The 22390-nt window shown below is 42.5% G+C and carries 22 protein-coding genes; 9 read left to right on the top strand and 13 right to left on the bottom strand.

Features of this window, described 5'->3' with window-relative positions; genetic code table 11:
* Position 1 precedes the first annotated feature (1 nt).
* On the top strand, positions 2-937 hold the full coding sequence (locus MAE_RS19525; protein ID WP_041804231.1) for a LysM peptidoglycan-binding domain-containing M23 family metallopeptidase: 936 nt from the start codon (positions 2-4) through the stop codon (positions 935-937).
* A 139-nt stretch (positions 938-1076) separates the two neighbouring features.
* Here the strand turns inward: MAE_RS19525 and MAE_RS19520 are convergent, their stop codons facing one another.
* Complete coding sequence (locus tag MAE_RS19520) at positions 1077-2231, bottom strand: pyridoxal-phosphate-dependent aminotransferase family protein (protein WP_002760980.1); 1155 nt, start codon at positions 2229-2231, stop codon at positions 1077-1079.
* A 428-nt stretch (positions 2232-2659) separates the two neighbouring features.
* Entirely contained in the window at positions 2660-3550 is an 891-nt protein-coding gene (trpC, locus tag MAE_RS19515) for an indole-3-glycerol phosphate synthase TrpC (protein WP_004162667.1), read from the bottom strand.
* Positions 3551-3684: 134 nt separating this feature from the next.
* Here trpC and MAE_RS33860 point away from each other — a divergent pair, with 134 nt between their 5' ends.
* Positions 3685-3939 (top strand): hypothetical protein, encoded by a 255-nt coding sequence (locus MAE_RS33860; RefSeq protein WP_173351119.1) that lies wholly within the window; start codon positions 3685-3687, stop codon positions 3937-3939.
* Here MAE_RS33860 and MAE_RS19510 read toward each other — a convergent pair.
* On the bottom strand, positions 3910-4122 hold the full coding sequence (locus MAE_RS19510; RefSeq protein WP_041804230.1) for a hypothetical protein: 213 nt from the start codon (positions 4120-4122) through the stop codon (positions 3910-3912). The genes MAE_RS33860 and MAE_RS19510 overlap by 30 nt on opposite strands.
* A 299-nt stretch (positions 4123-4421) precedes the next feature.
* Here MAE_RS19510 and MAE_RS19505 point away from each other — a divergent pair, with 299 nt between their 5' ends.
* Both MAE_RS19505 and MAE_RS19500 read left to right on the top strand, forming a co-directional pair.
* Positions 4422-5036 carry a hypothetical protein gene (locus MAE_RS19505; RefSeq protein ID WP_012267100.1) on the top strand — a complete coding sequence of 205 codons (615 nt, stop codon included), beginning with the start codon at positions 4422-4424 and terminating at the stop codon, positions 5034-5036.
* 317 nt (positions 5037-5353) lie between these two features.
* Complete coding sequence (locus MAE_RS19500; RefSeq protein WP_004162669.1) at positions 5354-5644, top strand: DUF3288 family protein; 291 nt, start codon at positions 5354-5356, stop codon at positions 5642-5644.
* Between the two features lie 42 nt (positions 5645-5686).
* On the opposite strand, the gene MAE_RS19495 is transcribed toward MAE_RS19500, so the two are convergent.
* Positions 5687-6592: an Npun_R2821/Npun_R2822 family protein gene (locus tag MAE_RS19495; RefSeq protein ID WP_004162670.1), complete on the bottom strand. Its 906-nt coding sequence runs from the start codon at positions 6590-6592 to the stop codon at positions 5687-5689.
* 547 nt (positions 6593-7139) lie between these two features.
* Complete coding sequence (locus MAE_RS19490; RefSeq protein WP_012267098.1) at positions 7140-8135, bottom strand: glycosyltransferase; 996 nt, start codon at positions 8133-8135, stop codon at positions 7140-7142.
* A 118-nt stretch (positions 8136-8253) separates the two neighbouring features.
* Between MAE_RS19490 and MAE_RS19485 the strand changes: the two genes are divergently transcribed.
* The gene (locus MAE_RS19485) at positions 8254-8649 is read left to right on the top strand and encodes a helix-turn-helix domain-containing protein (RefSeq protein ID WP_012267097.1); all 396 of its coding nucleotides are present in this window, start codon (positions 8254-8256) and stop codon (positions 8647-8649) included.
* A gap of 60 nt (positions 8650-8709) precedes the next feature.
* On the opposite strand, the gene shc is transcribed toward MAE_RS19485, so the two are convergent.
* From shc to MAE_RS19455, 6 genes are all read right to left on the bottom strand, one after another.
* Positions 8710-10617 carry a squalene--hopene cyclase gene (shc, locus tag MAE_RS19480; RefSeq protein WP_012267096.1) on the bottom strand — a complete coding sequence of 636 codons (1908 nt, stop codon included), beginning with the start codon at positions 10615-10617 and terminating at the stop codon, positions 8710-8712.
* Positions 10618-10726: 109 nt separating this feature from the next.
* Positions 10727-11482, bottom strand: coding sequence for a translation elongation factor Ts (tsf, locus tag MAE_RS19475; RefSeq protein WP_002753383.1), 756 nt, complete (start codon positions 11480-11482; stop codon positions 10727-10729).
* A 116-nt stretch (positions 11483-11598) separates the two neighbouring features.
* Positions 11599-12396 carry a 30S ribosomal protein S2 gene (gene rpsB / locus MAE_RS19470; protein WP_004162676.1) on the bottom strand — a complete coding sequence of 266 codons (798 nt, stop codon included), beginning with the start codon at positions 12394-12396 and terminating at the stop codon, positions 11599-11601.
* A 156-nt stretch (positions 12397-12552) separates the two neighbouring features.
* The gene (bcp, locus tag MAE_RS19465; protein ID WP_012267095.1) at positions 12553-13020 is read right to left on the bottom strand and encodes a thioredoxin-dependent thiol peroxidase; all 468 of its coding nucleotides are present in this window, start codon (positions 13018-13020) and stop codon (positions 12553-12555) included.
* A gap of 2 nt (positions 13021-13022) precedes the next feature.
* A complete protein-coding gene (locus tag MAE_RS19460) occupies positions 13023-13871 on the bottom strand; it encodes a M56 family metallopeptidase (RefSeq protein WP_041804229.1) in 849 nt (282 codons plus the stop codon).
* Positions 13871-14359 (bottom strand): BlaI/MecI/CopY family transcriptional regulator, encoded by a 489-nt coding sequence (locus MAE_RS19455; RefSeq protein ID WP_002753379.1) that lies wholly within the window; start codon positions 14357-14359, stop codon positions 13871-13873. The genes MAE_RS19460 and MAE_RS19455 overlap by 1 nt, the downstream gene beginning before the upstream one ends.
* A gap of 20 nt (positions 14360-14379) precedes the next feature.
* On the opposite strand from MAE_RS19455, the gene MAE_RS19450 reads away from it, so the two are divergent.
* The 4 genes from MAE_RS19450 (at position 14380) to MAE_RS19435 (ending at position 19261) form a co-directional block, all read left to right on the top strand.
* Positions 14380-14670 carry a small RNA NsiR4-regulated ssr1528 family protein gene (locus MAE_RS19450; RefSeq protein WP_002732452.1) on the top strand — a complete coding sequence of 97 codons (291 nt, stop codon included), beginning with the start codon at positions 14380-14382 and terminating at the stop codon, positions 14668-14670.
* 150 nt (positions 14671-14820) lie between these two features.
* The gene (locus MAE_RS19445; protein WP_012267093.1) at positions 14821-16008 is read left to right on the top strand and encodes an RNA-guided endonuclease InsQ/TnpB family protein; all 1188 of its coding nucleotides are present in this window, start codon (positions 14821-14823) and stop codon (positions 16006-16008) included.
* 706 nt (positions 16009-16714) lie between these two features.
* Complete coding sequence (locus MAE_RS19440; RefSeq protein WP_012267092.1) at positions 16715-17875, top strand: sugar phosphate nucleotidyltransferase; 1161 nt, start codon at positions 16715-16717, stop codon at positions 17873-17875.
* Between the two features lie 147 nt (positions 17876-18022).
* On the top strand, positions 18023-19261 hold the full coding sequence (locus MAE_RS19435) for a lipid-A-disaccharide synthase (RefSeq protein ID WP_012267091.1): 1239 nt from the start codon (positions 18023-18025) through the stop codon (positions 19259-19261).
* 12 nt (positions 19262-19273) lie between these two features.
* Here MAE_RS19435 and dnaG read toward each other — a convergent pair whose 3' ends face one another.
* Both dnaG and MAE_RS19425 read right to left on the bottom strand, forming a co-directional pair.
* Positions 19274-21154 (bottom strand): DNA primase, encoded by a 1881-nt coding sequence (dnaG, locus tag MAE_RS19430; RefSeq protein ID WP_012267090.1) that lies wholly within the window; start codon positions 21152-21154, stop codon positions 19274-19276.
* A 95-nt stretch (positions 21155-21249) separates the two neighbouring features.
* Positions 21250-22386, bottom strand: coding sequence for a beta-ketoacyl-ACP synthase (locus MAE_RS19425; protein ID WP_012267089.1), 1137 nt, complete (start codon positions 22384-22386; stop codon positions 21250-21252).
* Positions 22387-22390 lie beyond the last annotated feature (4 nt).

Here is a 22390-nt window from a genome sequence, read left to right as displayed (position 1 = left end):
TATGGTCATGGGTCGGAGAATCAAACGTGAGAAAATTTGGCTCAGTTTGACTAGCACAATTTTGTTTTTTTGTCTAGGTTTTTTGGGCTTAAATCAAAAATTAATTTTTGCCCAAGGGTCTGATAATGTTTGTCCCCTGCCGATTTTATCAAGGTTACAACGTCATCAAATCCAAGCGGGAGAAACGATCGCCTCCATCGCCGAAAAATACGCTCTTATCCCCGCAACGATAATTAAACTCAATCCGACTATTCTCAAAAATGGTCTGGCCCCCGTGGGGAAAGAAATCTTCATTCCCCCGATGAACGGCATTCGCATCGAAGCACCCCGGGGTTCCACTTGGCGCGATTTAGAAGCGGCCTATGGTATTCGTGCCGATATACTCTTTGAGCTTAACGGTTGTGGTCGCCGGCCGACAATAGTTTTTATCCCCGGCACCAATTGGTCCGCCGCCGGCAAGCGCTCGGACTATACTGGATTAAGTTCTTATCCCTTACCCTTTGCCAGCACTGTCGGATTAGCCTACGGTTGGCAAAAAAGCCCCACGGAACAGAAAAATCTCTTTCATAGTGGTATTGATCTTCTCGCAGATGTTGGTACACCAGTTCTAGCCGCCGAGGATGGTCTAGTGATTTATGTGGGTCAGGAAGGGGCCTATGGTAATTTGGTAGTAATTAATCATTTAGGTCGCCGGCAGACCCGTTATGCCCATTTAAGCAGGGTTACAGTCAGAATTGACCAACGGGTACGAGCAGGAGACGTTATCGGTGCGGTTGGCACCACGGGACAACCGGATATTATTCCCCCCCATCTTCATTTTGAGGTGCGCTTAGATACTCCCGTCGGTTGGACAGCGCAGGATCCGGCTTTGCATTTGCCCCAAATCGGCCCGCAATCAAGTCAGACTAAATCCTGTTTAAAAGATATAGGAGAGTGAGGGAGTGCCGAGCGGGGGAAACAATCCATAACCGGGTTTTTAAAGTTGGATTGGAAGTTAATCATACTATTTTGGTATAAACTATATCTTCCAGCCAAAATCCCCCTCTTTGGGGAGAAGGGGAAAAGCCAACCCAAGATTAACCCTGCACCATCACCGAGGCCGCCGCAGCCACACCGGCGCCGGGGGTGACACCTTCGACACCTAGCTCGATTAAAGTCGCTTCAATGGCAGCGATAACCGTGAGGATATCCCTCTCACTAGCAAAACCTAAATGACCGATACGGAAGATTTTACCCTTGAGGTGATCCTGACCACCAGCCACAGCGATGTCGAACTTTTTATTGAGAGTCGAACGAATTTTTTCCGCATCTACCAGAGTGGGGGCCACCGCAGTAATCGCCGTGGAAGCCCAAGAATCCGCCGCGTAGAGGGGCAAATCCAGGGCGCGCATACCGGCCCGCGTCATCTTCGTTAAGCGTTGGTGACGGGCGAAAATTGCCGCTAATCCCTCCCTTCTCATCATTTGCAGAGAAGCTTGTAAACCGTACATCAGGTTAACTGGAGGGGTAAAGGGGGAACTATCCTCATCGGTGGCTTTTTTGTATTTGCCCAAATCTAGATAAAAACGGGGCAGTTTGGCGGTTTCGTAGGCTTTCCAAGCTTTTTGACTTACGGAAACAAAACCTAAACCGGGAGGAATCATATAACCTTTCTGGGAACCAGAACCGACCACATCTAAACCCCATTCATCGATGGGAATATGATAAGCTCCTAAACTGGTGACAGCATCGACGATGATTAAAGCTTCCCCGTGGTCTTTTACCGCTTTGTTAATGCTTTCCAAGTCATTGAGAACCCCGGTGGAAGTTTCCGAATGGGTGATAATTACCGCTTTGATGGCTTTTTCCTTGTCTTCGGTCAGTTTAGCGGTAAATGCCTCTGGATCTAGGGGTTTACCCCATTCTGCCTTAATGACATCCACATTTAAGCCGTATGCTTTCGCCACTTTCGCCCAACGTTCCCCAAATTTACCATTATCCCCCACCAAAACTCGATCGCCGGGGCTGAGAAAATTAATAATTCCCGCTTCCATGGCACCGGTTCCCGAAGCAGTTAGCATTAAGACATCGCCACTGGTTTGATGCAACCATTTAAGATTTTCGGTTAATTCGGCGATTACCTTGCTAAAAGCACCCGTCCGATGACCTATCGGTGCTTTAGCCATAGCCAATAATACCGCTTCCGGCACTGGTGTGGGGCCGGGAATCATCAACATATTTTTATTTTCCATGGTTCGTCCTCTCTCGTTGGGCTATATTCAAAAAGATAAAAAACCAAATCTCGATCGCATCAATTCTGAGGGGATGATTTAAGATTCGGCAAACTCTGATTATATCCCGGCAGATAGCCTTGTCAGTTATCAGTGATCAGTTAGCAGTTATCAGTTATCAGATGTGAGTTTTCAGTTCACTGATTACTGTTTACTGTTTACTGTTTACTGTTTACTGATCACTGAACTTGCTATGGTTCGATAGGGTGGCATAAATCGACTAAATCTTTATCTGGCAAGAGTTCCATTGATTAGTTTCTTCTAGAGCGAAAACAATTGACAAAAATCGCCAAATGTCTTTCTCTATAAGGGTTTCATCCCTTATAACCCCGTCCATTGCATAGCACAAACCGAAGAACCATAACTGATAACTGATGACTGAAAAACCCCTAACCGAGATTTTCAAAGAGTTTTTGGATACCGAGGGCAGGATCGGGCAGTTTTACCAAAGATTCGCCAATTAGAACCGCATTTGCTCCCGCTTGCTTCACTTTCGCCAGATCTGTTGCTGTGTGTAATCCCGATTCGCTGACGATCAGAATACCTTTTTCTCGCACCTGTTCGCCCCTGGCTTCTAGTAATTGGCGAGTATTGTCTAAATCGACTGTAAATGTCTCTAAATTGCGGTTATTAATGCCGATTAGTTCGATTCCCTCAATGGCTAACACTCGATCAAATTCAGCCAGACTATGCACCTCTACCAAAGCTGTCATCCCTAAACCCTTGACAATTTTGACAAAATATGCTAAGTCTTGATCGCTTAAAATAGCGGCAATTAAAAGGACAGCATCGGCTCCTTTAGAGCGAGCGTAGTAGATTTGATAGGGATAAAGGATAAATTCCTTGCATAATAGGGGTAAAGATACCGCTTGCCGGACGAGGGTAAGATTTTCGTAACTACCTTGAAAAAACTTACTATCGGTTAAAACCGATAAACAAGTGGCCCCTCCCTGTTCATAGGTACGGGCGATCGCTACAGGATCAAAATCTTCCAGGATAACTCCCTTGCTAGGGGAAGCTTTTTTCACTTCGGCAATCAAAGCGGGTTGGGTTTTACCCTGTTTTAAGGCGGCTAAAAAGTCGCAAGGTGGCGCAGTATTGGCTATTTTTTGGCGTAATTCCAATAAAGGCAACCGTTCGCGCAATTTATCGACTTCTATCTCCTTATGCCAAACGATTTCTTCTAAAATATTTTGCGGTTGTGCCTCTGGCACTTTCACCACATAACTCAAACTCTCAACTTTGACGGCAGGATTGGGGTGTTTTCTTCGGATCTGCATTTTTTCACTGTCCAGAGCGTGAACAGTGATTAGTTTAACAGTGATTAGTTATCGGTAATTGAAATAGAGACGCAGTCAACCACGTCTCTACAGATATTTAGGGTTTGCTGAAAAAGCTTTTCGGTGGTGGCAGGGTGTGGGGTGTGGGGTGTGGGGTGTGGGGTTTTATCGATTTTCAGGTGGTCAACTACCTAATTTTCAGGGAAAAAGTCCAGGAATTTTCCCCCCGATCCCCGCAATGGCTGGCACTTTTTGAGGGGAAAAAAGTCCAAAAGTCTTATCCAACAAGGTTTTTAGATTTATTCAGCAGACCCTATTTATCTAGACTTGTGTGGATATTCCCAGTCCTCACCGAAAGGCTATTGCATAGCTTCGATCGAACGTTCTAAAATCTTATCTTGGAGTTTTTCGTCTTCTTGACGATTTTCAGTTAATAAAACCCGTGCTTTCGCAGTTCCTGCCTCCCCTTCCCCTAAAAGCTCCTCTGTACGAGTTAAGACATTTTCTTCGAGCATTCCTTCTGCTTGTCGTTCTTGGGTTAAATTAAGACGTGCTTTTTCTTCAATATTCATAAATTTATCCTTGCCACAGGTGCGATCAACTTCTACCCTTAGTCTGACACAAATTTAGTATTCCGTATCATTAACTACAGAAAAATTTAGAATCTTACTGGCGAAACTGAGATTTAGGTATTTTTTCTCATTCCTTAAATGGACAGGGATCGATCGACCTCAAGCTATACAATAAAACCTATGGAACAATTCCCCAGCGTAATCAAGCTTGTATATCGGGCGAATAATGATCGATTGCCTAAACCAACAGATTTCTGGACAGTATCCGACTCTATCGTAATATCCTATTTGCAGAGCTTATGACCAAAGGTAATTTAAACGATCTCATCCGTACAGAAGCTAATAAAGAGGTAGAATCCCAACCCTCTCCTTCTGCCAAACGTCCGAAGGAAACTAACGCCACCCTACAGGCAAAAATTAAGGACTTGACGGCAGAGTTAGAAAAAACCGAGAAAAATCAGCAAACTCTCCAAGAAAAAGTTATTTCTCTGGAAGAAGAACTTAAAGAACATCTGGAACTCTCTGTCAGTTTACAGCAGTTACAACAACAGACCGAGCAGTTAGAATCTGTCCTCTCGGAAAAAACTACTTTGGTGGCACAATTATCGAGTCAATTAAGCAAGACAGAAACAGAACTGACTGATAAAAAACAGTTAATTGAAAAATTATCGAGTCAATTAAGCAAGACAGAAACAGAACTGACTGATAAAAAACAGTTAATTGAAAAATTATATAATCAAATTAAAACCCTAGAAAATAGTCCCACCGCCACCCCTGAACCGTCAGCAATTACCAAACTATTGCCTAAGAAACCCAGTCTTTATAACTTTGAAATGGCCACTTTAGCCCGTTATATTGCCCCCACTCCTACCCCCACAGAGTTAACGGATTCCGATATCGGTTGGTTCGATTAATTATGGTTTGCTAAATAAATCTAAAAACATTGTTCGATAAGACTTTTAGACCTTTTTGAAATCCAAAAGTACCGGCCATTGGAGTGATCGGGGGGAAAATTCCGGGACTTTTTCCCTGAAAATTATACTAAATCCAGTTATTAAAAACTGATTATTTATTCTCCGTTTTGCCTTTTGCATGAGTGCCTCTCCTGATATGTAGCCTATACTCAACGGATTTGGTATTAGGTAATTGACTCCCTGAAAATGGGTAAAACCCTACACCCTACACCCCACACCCTGCCCCCAGGAAAAACTTTGTGCCGCAAACCCTAATTATGGCTAGTAAAAATCAAGAACAACAACATCCACAGGAAAGACTCGATCGCCCGATTGTTGATCAGCTACTGCAATCAGAACCCAATGATTTAAACTTAGCTGAATGCGCTCGTTTACGCATACGTTATCAAAACTTTCCGGGGGCAAGAGAAATCCAAAGAGATTTAGATTTAATCCTAGAAAAATGGCAGTTAGATGAAGCTAGTTTATGGGCAAAAACTCGACCACTGCACAGTCACGGACAAGTGTATCAAATTCGCCAAACCGAGGAGCAACAGGATTGGAGTTAAATTGCAGCAGTTATCTTAATGGTGCGAGAGGAAAAATCAAACCTATAATTTGATTTTATCTAATAATCTCTGAAAAGGATTTTTTGGTTTGCTTGCTGGCGGATCTGCGGGGGGATTAGGATCATCTAGATAACGATAATATTTCCAGATATCCCAGTAGGGACAACCCGGTTCAATGCGAATTCCTGCCCAATGTAAATATTTTAAGGGCTGATTTAATCTCGGATCGATTAAAATATTCCCCTGACGTTGAAAATGAGAACTTCCCCCCCAATTTCCCGCTTGACAACCCGGAGCGCGGACAATATTAAATCGATTGGGAACTCGTTTGAGAATGGTATAATTAATAATCGGTTGATCGGAGGTTTTTTGAGAAAAATCAAAATATTCTGGATGAGCGGCACATTCTTGAAAAGCACTATATAAGTCCTGTTCTGAGAACAGATTCTTTTTACTAGCCCAAAAACCACCGTTAAACATCCCTGTTAGATCATTTTCTGTGAAGATTCCCTGTTCTAAAACAAGCGGATTAAAGACATCAGTAATCCCTTTTTTGTGTTGGTAATCACAGCAGAGAAAATCGTAGGTATCGAGGAAATTTAGATTATCTATTATTTTTTCAAAAACTACGATATCGGTATCGATATAAAGAAATTGATCTAGTTCTCCAAACCAACACACCTGCTTGCGAAATTGATTGGGACGAGCAAAGAATTTTTCTCCAAAAATATCATAGATTTTCTGTGCCAATTCTTCCACTAATTGCAGATCTGGATAGAGAATAACGCCATATTTTTCTGCTAATAAATCGGCAATTTTTTGATAATTATTGTCGTAGGGAATCAAGATAACGGGAGAATCGGGATCGTACAAACGAATACTATTCATTAATGCGATCGCCTGCTCGATAACTCGATCATTAGCGGTAATGTAAATTCCTCGCTTCATAAATATCCTGGGGGTAAGAGTTATAGTCATTTCAGATAAGTCTGATACAGTCTAGACCGACAAAGTCCTTATGAACTCTGGGATTGATATTCTCAATCTTAATTGAAATGACTATAGAAATAATTATATAGCAGTTATCTTAATGGTGAAGTAGAAAGTTTTCCTTTTGGGGAGTCAGCCATCAGCTTTTTTCTCCCGATATCCCTGTTCACTGATAACTGATCACTGATCACTGATAACTGAATAGCCGATCGATCTTTCTCTGTCAACTCTTAAGAAGTCGTGAGTTTGATTTTTGAATTGGCGAATAATTAAGGTTTGCTGAATAAATCTAAAAACCTTGTTGGATAAGACTTTTAGACTTGTTTTCCCTCAAAAAGTGCCGACCTTTGGAGTGATTGGGGGGAAAATCCCTGGACTTTTTCCCTGAAAATTAGGTAATTGACCACCTGAAAATCGGTAAAACCCCACACCCCACACCCCACACCCCACACCCTGCCCCTAGGAAAAGCTTTTTCAGCAAACCCTAATTAAGGAAATATCACTGCTACTTAAACAGTTTTTTCTTAAGTTTAGCGAGGGAACTCTGTATCCATAATTTTTTAAGTCGCAGGGGTTCTAAACCTTCTATATCAGCCGGATAGCGTTTTTTAATATCAAAGAAATCATTAATTTCTCTTAAAATTGTTTCAAAACGTGGTAGTAATTTTTCGGGATTATAATCATCGAGAAAATTAGCCTGTAAAGAATTAACGGGAAAATTCCGGACATAATTAAGAATACGTTCCAGATCGTATTGACTGGAATAAGCCCCGATTTTTTGACAATTGAAACCGGGATCGAGATAATCGGCTAGGGCGCTATTAACACTAGAAAATACCGTACAACCACAGGCTAAAGCTTCCAGGGGCGGTAAGCCAAAACCCTCCGTTAAACCGTTTACAGCCCAATATTCAGCCGAATCGTAGAGATAAACCCGACTGCGATTGAATAATCCCACTAAATCCTCCACATAGCTATCTAAAACCTTAACGCGGCAGTGGGGACGGAGGGCGGGAACTAGACGATTGAGAAGATACTTTGAGGATTTGCGCCCCTGTACTAGGACATCGATATCTCTTTCTAAGCCTAAATTGAGAAATTCTGAGCCAATTTGATTAGGAAGATAGTAAATTAAAGCATTAGGAGCCTTTTCTCCCCAATAACCCATAGTATGGCGGCTAACGGTGATAATTGGTATTTGGGAGGGTAAACGAAAGCCGTAACCTGTACTATGGGCATGATAAATGATATTATGCGATCGCAATCTTTGCACCAATTTAGGAACATCAAAACCCCAGCTAACCACAAAAATACTGTCATCCGAGCTTATTTTCGCGAGTATATCCTCTAAAAAAAGATAATTTAACTCTTTTTGACGATAAGTCACAATCTGGGCGCTACAAATTTGACTAGCCAAATTGACGGTTTTCATTTCTGCCCACAGTCCACCCCCACCAAAAGGAGAAGTAGTACCGGGCAAAAGAAAATAGAGATTTCTCATCAGGATAATAGAAGTTTTGGTTAAGCGGTAGTTTGGAGACTTGGCTATTCTATACTTAATTATTAAGGTGTGAGGTATCTAAAGGCAATAGTCGATCAACCATAGATATTATTAAATTATGTTTGCCACTGATAAATACTTAGAATTATTAAAGCAATACCCTCCTCGTCCTATTCACGATGAGGAAGACTTAGAAATGATGCAGGAGGTTATTAATCGCCTGTTAGACAAACCCCAATTAACGGCAGAAGAAAGGGAATATCTAAATGTTTTAGGGGCTTTAATTTATGAGTATGAGGAAAATCAAGAGCCAATACCTGATATTTATGGACTTGAATTGTTGAAATTCATATTAGAGGAAAAAAAACTACAAAAGCAAGATTTGCTATCTATTTTTGAAAGCAAGTCAACCCTGGATGATATTCTTGATGGCCAACAAGAGTTAACTCCTATCTATATTCAAAAATTAGCCAATTTTTTAAATATATCTCCTGATTTATTTTTTCCTAGTTAGTCACAAAAAATGCGCTAGACAGTTAAGCTTATTTCCTGTCTTAACGCATAGGTTAACGGACTAAATCAAAGCCCGATAACGCCCCAAAGCCAGTAGAGGAAAATACTGCTGATAGAAATGATATTTCAGGTAAAAATGACAGGGAAAACCTGTACCGGTGAAGTAATCTTCATCCCATGTACCATTTTCTTTTTGGGTAACAAGAAGATAGTTAACGCCCTTTTCAATCACTTCTCGCTGATAATTGCCGGTGACTTTCCCGACGGCTAATAAACCGATTAATGCCCAAGCAGTTTGGGAAGCGGTACTATTTCCCTGTCCTTTAAATTTAGGGTTATTGTAACTAAAACAGGTTTCACCCCAACCACCATCAACATTTTGACAACTGCTTAACCAATTGGCTCCTTTTTGCAATTGATGGCGATATTTATTCGGTTCCAGAAAAGCCAAAGCAGATAATGCCCCACTGGTTCCATAAATATAATTTACACCCCAACGACCAAACCAACTACCATCAGCTTCCTGTTCTTTTTCCAGATAATCCAAAGCTTTTTTAACTCGATTTTCCTCCATTTTAACATCACAAGTACCTAACATTTCTAGAACTCTGGCGGTAACATCGGCTGTATTAGGATCGATCATTGCTTTTAGATCGGCATAGGGCAAAGAATTAAGCCAGTTTTGGTCATTATCGATGTCAAAAGCTCCCCAACCACCAGCTTTACACTGCATAGTAGCCATCCAATTAACTGCCCGTTTCATCACAGCTTTTTTAATATTTTCATCGGGCATTTTAATTAACTCTAAAGCCATCACCACCACTGCCGAATCGTCTAAATCGGGATACCAGCGATTGTCAAATTCAAAAGCCCAACCCCCGGGGGTTCCGATTTTATTTTTAATCGCCCAATCGCCATAATCAAGAATTTGTTGATCGATTAACCATTGTCCCGCTTTAATCATAGCTGGATGAGCGGGATTTAGACCGGATTCAATTAGCGATCGAATTACCCAAGCCGTATCCCAAACCGGCGACACACAGGGCTGTACACAATAGGTATTATCTGTCTCAATGGCAAAATTATCCACGGCTTTTAAACCGCGGGCAACAATCGGATCGTAAACATCATAACCTAGGGCTTTTAAAGCTAATAGGGAATTTAACATCGCCGGGATAATTCCCCCCCAATCGCCTGTGTCTTCCTGTCGTTCAATTACCCATTTTTCCGCCGCTTTCAGACTTTCTTGACGGAAGGGAACTAAATCAGTTTTTTCTGCCCATTTAAACAGCCCATCTAACCAGAGGAAAACATCCGCCCAATCGTTATTTTTTGGTAACTCATACTTGACATTATTCACCCCTTCTGTATAGAGTTCATCGAGATTAAAACCCATTTTATACACGGGTTTTTTGTCGAAAACAATTAATAAAGGAACCGTACTTCCCCGCGCCCAACTGGACATTTCATAGATAGTAAAAGGGAAATTTTCCGGCAGTAGCATAATCCAAGCGGGGATAGAGGGAACCCCCTGCCAATCGTAACAACCAATCAAAGCGAGGTGCATTTTGGTGAAAATGCGGGTTTTGCTGATGCCACCTTTAGCTAAGATAAATTCTCTAGCTTTTTCTAAAGCAGGATCATTAGCGGGAATTCCCAATAGTCGCAGCCCCATGTAGGCTTCCACAGTGGTGCTAAGATCGCCACCATCACCATAAAATAACTCCCAAGCGCCGTTAGGACACTGTTGCTGACGCAGATAGGTGGCTGCTTTGTCTAGGGGGCGATTTTTGTCAGTTTTCCAGATTTTGTGCAGTAAAATTGCTTCTGAGGTGATGGTGACATTAGATTCTAATTCTGCCCACCAGTAACCCTCAGAGTATTGGGTAGAAAGTAAATAATTTTGAGAAAGTTCGATCGCTTTCGCTGTTTTAGCGGCTATTTCGGTGATTTTGTCCTGAATCTGCATTTTTTTCCGTTCGACAACCTCTAGGGACCACGAGTGCAAATAATTCATAATTCCCTGAAGACAAAAAGGGTACGAAACTCGCACCCCACCAGATTTATCTTCATTGAACTTACTTTTTCTTTTTGCCTTTAGCGGGCGGATTATCCTTCGCTGCCGGTTCCGGGGCTTTTTCCTCCACTTGCGGGGCGGCTGCTACCGGTTCCGGGGCTTTTTGTCCCATTTGGGCGGCTACTTCGGCGGCGAAATCCGTTTCTTCTTTTTCGATCCCTTCACCTAGTACAAAGCGTTGGAAACGACGCACCTGAATATTTTCTCCTAAAGCAGCGATCGCTTGTTTAAGCAATTCGTCAATACTGATGTTCTGATCGCGGATAAAGGGTTGATCGAGCAGAGAAAGTTCTTTCAAACGTTTTTCAATGCGGCCGGCCACGATTTTTTCTTTGATATTATCGGGTTTATTGGCTAAATCGTCCCGTCCCATCTCAATTTCTTTTTCTTTGGCGGCGATTTCGGCGGGAATATCGGCCACTTTTACATATTCGACGTTAGGACAAGCGGCAATCTGCATGGCCACGTCATTAACCAATTTTTTGAACTCCTCGCGACGGGCGACAAAATCGGTTTCACAGTTCACTTCCACTAAAACACCGATGCGGCTGCCGGTGTGGATGTAACTGCCGATCATCCCTTCTGCCGCTACCCGACTAGCTTTTTTCTCGGCGGAAGTAATCCCTTTTTGACGCAACCATTCGATCGCTTTAGTTATATCCCCCGCGTTTTCCGTCAGCGCCCTCTTACAATCCATCATGCCGGCGCCGGTCTTTTCCCTAAGTTCTTTAACCTGTTGTGCTGTAATTTCCGCCATAATATTCTTAACCTACTGCTTATAATTGATCATGCCACGAGAGGGGCAGGTTTTGCCGATCGATAGGCTCGGAAAGTTTCCCCCCGAACCTAGCTGCGATCAATAGCTAATTTTCCCTAGTTATCGTCGTCTCCACTGGCAAATTCGGCGGCGTATTGGGAATAATCACCTTCTTCCTCGTACTCGGTTTCATTATCGTAGTCTTCCTCGTATTCTTCCACCGCTGCTTGACCACCGCGACGACCTTCGATGATCGCATCGCTAATTTTGCCTAAAATCAGTTTGACTGAGCGAATTGCGTCATCGTTGGCGGGAATCGGCACATCTACCAAGTCAGGATCGCAGTTAGTATCCAAGAGGGAGATGATGGGAATGCCCAATTTTTGGCATTCTTGGATAGCGTTGTATTCCCGACGCTGATCCACTACGACGACTAAATCCGGCAGCCGGCGCATGGTTTTAATGCCACCGAGGTATTTTTCTAGTTTGCCTAATTCCCGACGCAGTACCGATGCTTCTTTTTTCGGTCGTTTATCGAGGGCGCCGCTATTTTCTAATTCTTCTAATTCTTTGAGTCTTTCTACCCGGCCGCGAATGGTTTCCCAGTTGGTTAACATTCCCCCTAACCAGCGTTGGTTAACGAAGTGGCTACCGCTGCGTAAAGCTTCCTGTTTAATGATTGCTGCCGCTTGCCGTTTCGTACCGATGAATAAAAAGCGTTTACCGCGATCGGCTTCTCCTCGGACAAATTCGTAAGCTTCTTCGATTAATTGGGCAGTTTGCACCAAATCAATGATATGAACCCCATTCCGGGCAGTGTAGATGTACTGAGACATTTTCGGGTTCCAACGGCGCGTTTGATGGCCAAAGTGAACACCAGACTCTAGCAATTCTGCAAGAGAGACAACGGGCATATTTTTCTCCTTTTCGGGTTTATCCTCCATCTAGGGCTGGATTTCTAGATTCCTAGAAACACCCGATCGCCTAGATGTGCGATTTTTGACAACTTTTCTAGTCTAACACGAAAGGGCGCAATTGCATACCCGTAAATATTGGGTACTGAGGGCTTCCTACTGCAATTCCTCAAGTTTTTTCAAAACCGCTTCTGCATGGGCTTTTACCTTGACATTTGACCAAATATAGGCAATATTTCCCCGGGGGTCGATCAGGAAAGTGGAGCGTCTAATCCCCATATATTCCTTGCCCATAAATTTTTTTAATCCCCAGACTTGATAAATTTCCGCCAGTTGATGCTCGGGATCGCTCAATAATTGAATAGTTAAATTGTGTTTTTCAATAAAACGACAGTGGGACTTTTCTGAATCGGGACTAACTCCCAGAATTACCGCATTTAATTGCTGAAATTGCGGCGACAAAGCGGTAAAATCGATCGCTTCTGCGCTGCAGCCCGGAGTGTTATCTTTGGGATAAAAATATAAGACCAACCATTGACCGGCAAAATCTGCTAATTTACTAATTTCCCCCCTTTGGTTGGGGGTGGCAAATTCGGGGGCTTTTTGTCCAACTTCTAGGGTCATTTTTAGGAGTGTAAAGGCAAGAGTAAGAAAGGAGCGAGGGAGAGGGAAAGCAATAGCCAGACTTGATAGTTAAATCTGGGAAGTTCGGGGTTTTCTGACTCGACTAAAGCATCGATTCTCTCTAATAAACGATTATTTAAAGAATGATCATTGAGAGCGACACAGCAACTATCGGAGAAACTTATTTCCGCTACTTGATTAACTTTTTCTGCCACTAAAAGCAGCGATTCAGCTAATAGTAAATAATCCACCTGTCCGGAAGCGTACTTATCGGCGCGTAATTCCCGCAAGAAGACCAATTCTGACCATAAATTCTCGCTATTGGGCAGCCAAGAAGACATCGATCGCAGCCAACCTAACCAGAAAAACCAGAAAGTGTCATGATATTCTTGGTGAGCTTGTTCGTGGGCTAAAACTGCTTGTAAATGTTCTTGATCTAAGAGATTTAATAATCCTTGCGTCACAATTAATTCCGACTTCCAGAAGCCAACTCTGGCACTGTAGGGAAAATCCACTGCTAAAACTCTCGCTTTCTGAGCGGTGATTTTTTTGAGGGGATAACTGCTAAAATCCCGATGGGTTTGCCAGGTTTGATAGGAGAGTTTTATCAAACAAAATATAGCAAAACCTAGCCAAATTATAGCACTAAAGTAACTTATTAAACTGGAGTTATAGCCTAGCATTTGCCCGCGATAGCCCATACAAACCACCGATATAACTGTCATTAACAGCAGCAAAGGAGGAAAGAGGAAGAAAAATAGCGTTATCTGCCAACGACGCTGATAGCTGGGCAGAAACCAACGTAAACCAATGGCGATAGTTAATGCTAGTAATAACATTGAACCGTGCATTAGCTTTCTCTCCGTTGTTGACGAAGGGTATCTAAACGAGAGGCGATCGCTTTTAATTGTTCGACACTAGCAGTATCGAGACTATCGGCAAAAGAAGCCACCACATCCGCATTACCAATAGCCAAAAAACGATGTAATTGTTCGTAGGCTTTAATTGCCTGTGCTTGTTCCTTAGAAACCATCGGTTTCCAGTAGAAAATCCGACCCTGTTTATAACAACTTAACCAGCCTTTATTAGTTAAACGACGCAGTACCGTAGTCACAGAAGTATAGGCCAGATCCCGTTCTGGATCCGCTAAAATGCGATCGTGGACATCCTTAACGCTAACGGGTTCCAATTCCCAGACAATATTGAGAATTTCCGCTTCTAGGGGGCCCAGGGATAACTGTTTTGGTTGATAGGTCGGCAATTGAGCCATAGTCACACAGAAATGAAGATTACTTTCCTGATCATAGCGGCGGATATCGATCGCCTGATAAAATAGCAACGATCCTTTATATTGTCTTTATGTCCACCGAAACTAATTTAACCACAACTACGGGCGCTGATGCCATTGATGTGGCGATCGCTAATGGTATTGATTTTGATGGTTCCCCAATTCCCCCGGCAAAATTGGAACTTTATCACCGGGTAATGGGTTTGGAAGCAGGACGACAAAGAAGCGGGGTTTCTAACACGATGAGATCGCGAATTGTCCGCATCGGGGCCAAACATATCCCCCAAGAGGAATTAAATCAGCTGTTGTTAGCCGCCGATTTTGCCCCTCTCAAGGAGAAAGAAATCGCTTTTTACCTATAATGTCGGCTTTTCATCTCTCGGTTTCACCTCGGAGATGAAAAGCTGACCAGCATACAACAGCGAAGCACGACTAAGAATAACTCTAATCTATAGTTGCCAATTTAATTTTAGTATGCTAGAGTAGTTTGCGTGGTAGGTCGATAACGCAAAATGTTTGTTTTAGAGTACAAGCTTAGAGGAAAACCATCTCAATATCAAGCCATTGATGAGGCTATTCGGACAGTACAGTTTGTTCGGAATAAATGTCTTAGATATTGGGAAGACAATAAAGGTGTAGGACAAAAGGATGTATATAAATATGTCACTCAATTAAGAAGTGAATACCCTTTTGTTCAAGACCTTAACTCTACAGCTTGTCAACAGGCTTGCGAACGGACTTGGACTGCTATTCTTAGGTTCTATAACAATTGCCAGAACCAAATCGCTGGTAAAAAAGGATATCCTAAATACTCTAAACGTACTCATTCTGTTGAGTTTAAAAAGTCAGGTTGGAAACTTAATCGAAATTCCAAGAGAATAACTTTCACTGATGGAAAAAACATTGGGGAGTTAAAACTAATTGGTAGTCGAGACTTGTTTGATTTTCAAGAATGGCAAATTCAACGGGTGAGAATAGTTAAACGGGCTGACGGATATTATTGCCAGTTAATGCTAAAACTCGATGCTAGAGATATAACCCCACAATTAGAATCGACGGGTCATTGCCTAGGATTAGATCTGGGGTTAAAATATCTTTATGCTGACAGCAACGGGAATACAGTAGAGCCTCCTAAGTATTATCGAAAAGCCGAAAAGCGTCTTAATAAACTGAATAGAAGAAAGTCGAAAAAGTTTAAGAGAGGACAAAAGCAGTCTAATAACTACAAAAAAGCTAGTCAAAAATACGCCAAGGGACACTTAAAAGTAAGTAGGCAACGAGAAGAGTTTGCTAAAAAATTGGCACTCCGTTTAATTCAGTCAAACGACTTGATAGCATATGAAGATTTAAAAGTCAAGAACCTTGTGCGTAATCGAAAACTAGCTAAGAGTATTAATGATGCTGGTTGGTCACAATTGAGAAAATGGATTGAGTATTTTGGTATTAAATACGGCCGATTAACTATTGCAGTTAATCCAGCCTATACAAGTCAAGAATGCTTTAATTGTGGTCGGTTAATCCAAAAGTCTCTATCAGTTAGAACTCATGTTTGTTTGTGTGGGTATATAGAAGATAGGGACAAGATGGCGGCATTAAATATACTCAAAAAAGCTACGATAGGGCATATCGGAAGCTGGTCGTTAGACCTAAACGCTTGGGGAGATTTAAGCTCTATTTTGGTTGGTAGAAATACCTGCTAAGACAACTTGAGTCAGTGAACCAAGAATCCCTCGCATAAGCGCGACGGGAGTGTCAATATCTCAAGTAGTCAAATTTTTGCTCACCATTTTTCGCCTAGACTGCTTGCGGTTAACCGGATTGTTGGGGAAATTCGGCAGGGAGTCTAGGTTGCTCTAATGCTCAAGGACACCTCGAATAAAAGATTTTGTTAACAAACTGTTGGTCGAGGAAATCTCCTTGATCTACATTGATGAAGAGGGAATTATTTTCAAGAACTAACAAGGCGCTCCGGCCCTCAAAATTCGATTTTTCGAGGTAGCCTAGACATAACGCCTTGGTTATTGCCTAAAATTAACCTTTTTTTGCCCATCAATTTAAAAACTTGCGTTTTTTTGATCATCTTAGCCTAGAGGACTGAGTAGTATGAGTTACAGCAAAGTTGATTTGTTAATTTTGTCCATCAGTGTAATCTGGGTTAAATCTCTCACTTTTTCCCGTTATCAATTACTCAAGGGGTAGCTCGATCAATTGGACTTATTGAGAAAATCTTCGCACTAATTGAGAGTAAACCAAGGTTTGATCAGGGTTTCAGGCGGTGCAATGCTGAAGTAAATCTATTTTTCGAGGTACCCCCAAGAGGATCGATAACTACTGATTCCGAGCCAGTAATGATACACTAGGCATGATTTAATTACAAACCTCGATCGCAAAAGGAAATAAATATCGATGAAAGCCATGATTTTGGCGGCAGGCAAAGGAACTCGTGTCCGTCCGATTACCCATACGATTCCCAAACCCCTGATCCCGATTTTACAAAAGCCGGTGATGGAGTTTTTGTTGGAACTGTTGCGACAGCATGGCTTTGATCAGATCATGGTCAATGTTAGTCATTTAGCCGAAGAAATTGAGAGTTATTTCCGCGATGGTCAGCGTTTTGGGGTGCATATCGGCTATTCTTTCGAGGGTAGAATCGAAGAAGGTGAGTTAATCGGCGATGCTCTAGGATCAGCGGGCGGTTTACGACGAATTCAAGATTTTAATCCCTTTTTTGACGATACTTTTGTGGTTCTCTGTGGTGATGCGCTGATTGATCTCGATCTAACCGCAGCCGTTAAATGGCATCGAGAAAAAGGAGCGATCGCTACTATTGTCACCAAAACCGTCCCCAGAGAGGAAGTGTCCAGTTATGGGGTGGTAGTTAGCGACGAGGAAGGAAGGATTCTCAGTTTCCAAGAAAAACCCGCCATCGATGAAGCTTTAAGTACCTGCATTAACACGGGTATCTATATTTTTGAGCCAGAAATCATTGATTTTATTCCCCCTAATAGTAAATACGACATCGGGGGCGAATTATTCCCCGAATTAGTCGCTAAAGCTGCGCCTTTCTACGCTTTAAACATGGATTTTGAATGGGTGGATATCGGTAAAGTCCCCGACTACTGGCAGGCAATTCGCGGGGTGTTATCCCGGAAAATTAAAAATGTTGCTATCCCCGGCATCGAAGTTAAACCGGGCATCTACACGGGCTTAAATGTGGGGGTAAACTGGGAGCGAGTCGATATCACCGGACCTGTGTATATCGGGGCAATGACGCGCATTGAAGACGGGGCGAAAATTGTCGGTCCGAGTATGATTGGCCCGAATTGTTGGATTTGTGGCGGCGCGACGGTGGATAATAGCGTTATTTTTGAATATTCTCGCCTCGGTTCAGGGGCGCGTTTGGTGGATAAGTTGGTCTTTGGGCGCTACTGTGTTGATAAAACTGGCGCGGCGATCGATGTGGAAGCGGCAGCCTTGGATTGGTTGATTACCGATACCCGCAAGGTTCTCCCAGAGTTTGATCACCCTAAACATCAGGCAATTCGTTCTTTATTCAATGGCAAGTAGGCAACACCCCAACAGGGAAACCACTTCGCGCGCGTTGTGAGGGAGAAGGGAGAGGGGAAAACAAATAAAAATAGTCTCCTGAATACTGTCTCCTGACTCCTGAATACTGTCTCCCCAAAACGAAAACTTCCTACCTCACCACATATCATGTTTGATTCTCCTGTTGATCTTCTCATTCTCTCTAATGGTCCGGGAGAAATATCTACATGGGTGCGTCCAGTTGTCAAGAGATTGCGACAAAACTTAACAGAAGATCGATCACTGTTGCGGATTTCGGTGATTCTTTCCCCTTGTACTCATGCTATGGGGGCGGAAACGGAAGTAGTTAGGAAATATCCAGAGGTCGATCGAGTCCAGTCGCCAGAAAACTTCTTTAATTTTCTTTTCTGGGGAAAAACCGCCGATAATTGGGATTGGCACCCCAAGGGCATCGTTTTATTTTTAGGGGGCGATCAATTTTTTGCCCTCACCATCGGTAAACGTTTGGGTTATCGCACCGTTATCTATGCGGAATGGGAAGCGCGTTGGTATCGGGGGATCGATCGCTTTGCCGTGATGAATACAAGTGTATTAAATAATATTCCCCAACAATATCAGCATAAATTTACCGTTATCGGCGATTTAATGGTGGATTTGCCCAATGCTATCACCCCTGATGACGCTACCTTAATTGCACTTCTCCCGGGTTCCAAACCCTCGAAATTAGCTCAGGGTGTACCCCTAACCCTAGCCATTGCCGAAAAGATACACGCGCAGGATCCCCGGACTAAATTCTTAATTCCCGTCGCTCCTACCCTAAATTTAGCTTATTTGGCGAAATTTGCCGATCCTAGCTCTAATCCGATGATCACTAAAACCGGTTGGAGTGCTGCCAAATTAAAAAACGGTGAAAAACCCTATCTAGAAACAGATAAGGGGGTAAAAGTTGACCTAATTACCGATTTTCCCGCCCATAACCAGCTTTCTCGCTGTCATTTAGCTTTAACGACGGTGGGTGCTAATACTGCCGAATTAGGAGCGCTGGCAATCCCGATGATTATTTTACTACCGACTCAGCAACTAGACGCGATGCGGACTTGGGACGGTTTACCCGGTTTATTAGCCCAACTGCCGGGGGTGGGTTCTTTATTTGCTAAGATAATTAATCTCTATATGTTGCGGAAAAAGCGTTTATATGCCTGGCCAAATATTTGGGCCGCTGCCGAAATTGTTCCGGAATTATTGGGGGAATTACAACCAGAAGAAGTGGCAAATATGGCTATATCTTGGTTAGAAAATCCCCAACAATTAGAGGCTATCCGGCAAAAATTGCGGGCAGTGCGCGGACAAGCAGGAGCAGTGGATAAGTTAGTATCTATTATTGCTGAACAACTGTCTAGTTTCTAATCAATTAGAGAATTAAGCTTGTTGGTAGAGAGGATCAATTTCGATTAATTTATTAACAGTTTGATAAAATTCCTGCTGATAAAATTCCCGTTGATTGCTGTCGAGAGCATTAATTAATTGTTCTTGACAGTAGCGACGATATTCCATTAAACTAATTTTTTCCAGAGCTATAATAGCATCTTTAATTTGTTCTTCTGGTTGAAATACTGCTTGACTGGTGTGTTCGCTTAGGTGAAATAAAGAATTAAAATCACGATTTTTGTCTGTAGTTATCATCAATAAATGATTCTGTAAAGCTGACATCAAATCTCTTGGGTTAGTAATTTGGGTTTCTAGCTCTAGAATTACTTGCCATAACCAACGATAATCAGGGACATTAAAAATTAAATCTTTTTCATCCAAAGATTCTAAAATCATTTCCCGATATTCAGAGCGATGCAGATAGATTAATAATAATAACCATTCGGCTGTTTCTGAGCCGTTTTTTTCGGATTTATCTAAAATATTTTTCCTCTTAATTGCCGGGGATTTTCCCAGAGGTTTATTAACCTGTTTGGAGAGATTTTTTAAAATATATGGCAAACGAGTCGCATCTTTTTGAGCCAAAATTTCAGCACAATAATCTAGATAAAAAGTGCGTTGATTGCCATCGATTAACTTTTGCAGTAAACTAACCATACTATTAGCTATTTGTTGAAAATGTAGTCCCTGTTTTAAATTTTTATTGACCAACATTTGCGAGATTTGCCAATCAATCCAAAAAGGAGATTTTTCGATTAGTTCTCGATAACTATTCACCCCGTCAGCACGAGATTTAAGAAATTCATCGGCATCTTTACCATCGGGAAGATTGAGGATTTTTAGGTTAACTTGTCCTGAATAAACTAGGGAGTTAATTTCCTCGATCGCCCTTTGTGTCGCTTTAATTCCCGCTTGATCAGCATCAAAATTAAAGATTATTTGTTTACTTTCACTGTAGCGCAAAAGTAATTTAATTTGCTCTTGACTTAAAGCTGTTCCTAAACAGGCAACCACATTACTAATACCAGTAGCATGGAGAGCGATCGCATCAAAATAACCCTCGACAACTATCGCTAAATCTTGCTGAATAATTGCCTGTTTAGCTCGATCGAGAGCAAAGAGAGTTTTTCCCTTTTCAAATAGAGGAGTATCGGGAGAATTTAGATACTTTGGCTGCTCATTACCTAAAGTGCGACTACCAAAAGCGATCGCTCGTCCTTGACTATCAAAAATAGGAATCATTAAACGATCTCGAAATTGATCGTAATAACCACTACCATTTTGACGCGCTTTAATTAATCCTGCTTGTTCTACTAAAGCCACAGGATAGCGCTTTTGTTCCACTAAATAACGATAGAGCGTTTCCCAACCTTCTGGAGAATATCCCAGTTGAAAAGTTGCGATAGTTTCTGGGGTTAGTTGTCGTTGTACCTTGAGATAATCTAACGCTTTTTCCCCTTGGGGTTGACTAAGGGCGTGTTGATAAAAACTCACCGCCACGGCCATTATCTCGTATAATTGTTCCTTGAGGGATAATTGCTGTTCTAATTCCTGACGCTGTTCTACTGCTAGAGTTTTAATCGGGATTTGATACCTTCTAGCAAGATCGAAAACCACTTCACTAAAAGATTGTTTCCCCACCTCCATAAAGAATTTAATCCCGTTTCCCCCCGCACCACAGCCAAAACAGTAATACATTTGTTTGGCAGGACTAACCGTAAAACTAGGGGATTTTTCCTCGTGAAAAGGACATAAACCGACGTATTCCCGTCCCCTTTTTTTGAGGACGACTCTCTCCGAAATTAAATCCACAATATCAATTCTTTGTTTAACTTCTTCGATCGTATCTGGATGTAGTCTCGGTGTATCCATAATCAGTTATCAGTTATCAGTTATCAGTTATCAGGAGATTTGCTTTTATTTATTCTCCCCGTCTCCCCAATTCATCATTCATCATTCATCATTCATCATTCCCACTCCCCTCTCCTTCTCCCCCATCTCCCCACTGCGATGGCTGCATTTTGTCCTCCGAAACCGAAACTAAGACAGAGACAATTGTGCAGGGAAAAATTAACAGCCGATCTAATTAAATTTAATTGAAAAGGCGACTCGCGCACACCCACACAGGGGGGAATTAGCTGATTTTTCAGAGCCATTAAACAAAAAGCCACACCTAATGCCCCCGAAGCCCCTAAAGTGTGTCCTGTTGCGCCTTTTGTCGAGCTTACAGCCACTTGCGAGCCAAAAATGCTGGCGATCAGGTTTGCCTCCCGTTCATCGTTTAAACGGGTGCTAGTGCCGTGGGCGTGAATGTAATTAATTTCATCTTTTCTTAATTGACTTCTGTGCAAACATAGTTCTATGGCTTTGGTAGCACTACGATTATCCACCGCCGGGGCGCTAACATGATCGGCATCGCAGGTAAAACCATAGCCCAAAATTTGCCCGTAGATGGCGGCATTTCTGCTTAAAGCCAGTTCTTCCGATTCAAGGACTAAAATCGCGCCACCTTCCCCCAAAACTAAGCCTTCCCTAGCTCTATCAAAAGGATAACAGCCCGTTTTCGCCAAAGCTCCCATCTGTTCAAATCCCACCAAAGTTAAGGGAGTGATCGGAGTTTCGATCGCCCCGGCTAAAACTCGATCGCATTCTCCCATTTTGATTAATTCTACACCCTGGGCGATCGACCAGATGCCCGTGGCACAGGCCGCCATCGGTGCTAACACTGGGGCCCCGGTTTCTATCAATCTAGCGGTCAATACCGAGGCGCGATCGGGTAAACTATCTAACCAGTTTTCTACTATTCCCGTCGCTGCCATCCGTTCCCATAAACCCTGACAACCGCGACTAGAACCGATAGTGACACCACAATCCTTTAAGGGAGGCGTTAACTTCGCGTCTTCAAGGGCGGCAATCAGGGCAATTTTGGTTAAATCCTCTAAAAATGCCGGTTTGTGACCGATTAAACCCAGGGGTAACGCGGGTAAATCAGAAAAGGGTTGTTGTCTAGTTATACCAGTTTTGCCCTCTAGTAATCTTTGCCAACTCTGACTTAAATTTCCCAGAGAACTGATCAACCCAATTCCCGTCACCACAACATTCATTTAT

Source organism: Microcystis aeruginosa NIES-843, assembly GCF_000010625.1.
Classification (GTDB): domain Bacteria; phylum Cyanobacteriota; class Cyanobacteriia; order Cyanobacteriales; family Microcystaceae; genus Microcystis; species Microcystis aeruginosa.
Note: the sequence above shows the minus strand (reverse complement) of the source record. Positions and strands in the feature narration are given on the sequence as shown.

Coding starts and splice junctions, on each gene's coding strand:
- MAE_RS19525 (WP_041804231.1), top strand. CDS start 2: ATGGTCATGGGTCGGAGAATCAAACGTGAGAAAATTTGGCTCAGTTTG.
- MAE_RS19520 (WP_002760980.1), bottom strand. CDS start 2,231: ATGGAAAATAAAAATATGTTGATGATTCCCGGCCCCACACCAGTGCCG.
- trpC (WP_004162667.1), bottom strand. CDS start 3,550: ATGCAGATCCGAAGAAAACACCCCAATCCTGCCGTCAAAGTTGAGAGT.
- MAE_RS19510 (WP_041804230.1), bottom strand. CDS start 4,122: ATGAATATTGAAGAAAAAGCACGTCTTAATTTAACCCAAGAACGACAA.
- MAE_RS19505 (WP_012267100.1), top strand. CDS start 4,422: ATGACCAAAGGTAATTTAAACGATCTCATCCGTACAGAAGCTAATAAA.
- MAE_RS19500 (WP_004162669.1), top strand. CDS start 5,354: ATGGCTAGTAAAAATCAAGAACAACAACATCCACAGGAAAGACTCGAT.
- MAE_RS19495 (WP_004162670.1), bottom strand. CDS start 6,592: ATGAAGCGAGGAATTTACATTACCGCTAATGATCGAGTTATCGAGCAG.
- MAE_RS19490 (WP_012267098.1), bottom strand. CDS start 8,135: ATGAGAAATCTCTATTTTCTTTTGCCCGGTACTACTTCTCCTTTTGGT.
- MAE_RS19485 (WP_012267097.1), top strand. CDS start 8,254: ATGTTTGCCACTGATAAATACTTAGAATTATTAAAGCAATACCCTCCT.
- shc (WP_012267096.1), bottom strand. CDS start 10,617: ATGCAGATTCAGGACAAAATCACCGAAATAGCCGCTAAAACAGCGAAA.
- tsf (WP_002753383.1), bottom strand. CDS start 11,482: ATGGCGGAAATTACAGCACAACAGGTTAAAGAACTTAGGGAAAAGACC.
- rpsB (WP_004162676.1), bottom strand. CDS start 12,396: ATGCCCGTTGTCTCTCTTGCAGAATTGCTAGAGTCTGGTGTTCACTTT.
- bcp (WP_012267095.1), bottom strand. CDS start 13,020: ATGACCCTAGAAGTTGGACAAAAAGCCCCCGAATTTGCCACCCCCAAC.
- MAE_RS19460 (WP_041804229.1), bottom strand. CDS start 13,871: ATGCACGGTTCAATGTTATTACTAGCATTAACTATCGCCATTGGTTTA.
- MAE_RS19450 (WP_002732452.1), top strand. CDS start 14,380: ATGTCCACCGAAACTAATTTAACCACAACTACGGGCGCTGATGCCATT.
- MAE_RS19445 (WP_012267093.1), top strand. CDS start 14,821: ATGTTTGTTTTAGAGTACAAGCTTAGAGGAAAACCATCTCAATATCAA.
- MAE_RS19440 (WP_012267092.1), top strand. CDS start 16,715: ATGAAAGCCATGATTTTGGCGGCAGGCAAAGGAACTCGTGTCCGTCCG.
- MAE_RS19435 (WP_012267091.1), top strand. CDS start 18,023: ATGTTTGATTCTCCTGTTGATCTTCTCATTCTCTCTAATGGTCCGGGA.
- dnaG (WP_012267090.1), bottom strand. CDS start 21,154: ATGGATACACCGAGACTACATCCAGATACGATCGAAGAAGTTAAACAA.
- MAE_RS19425 (WP_012267089.1), bottom strand. CDS start 22,386: ATGAATGTTGTGGTGACGGGAATTGGGTTGATCAGTTCTCTGGGAAAT.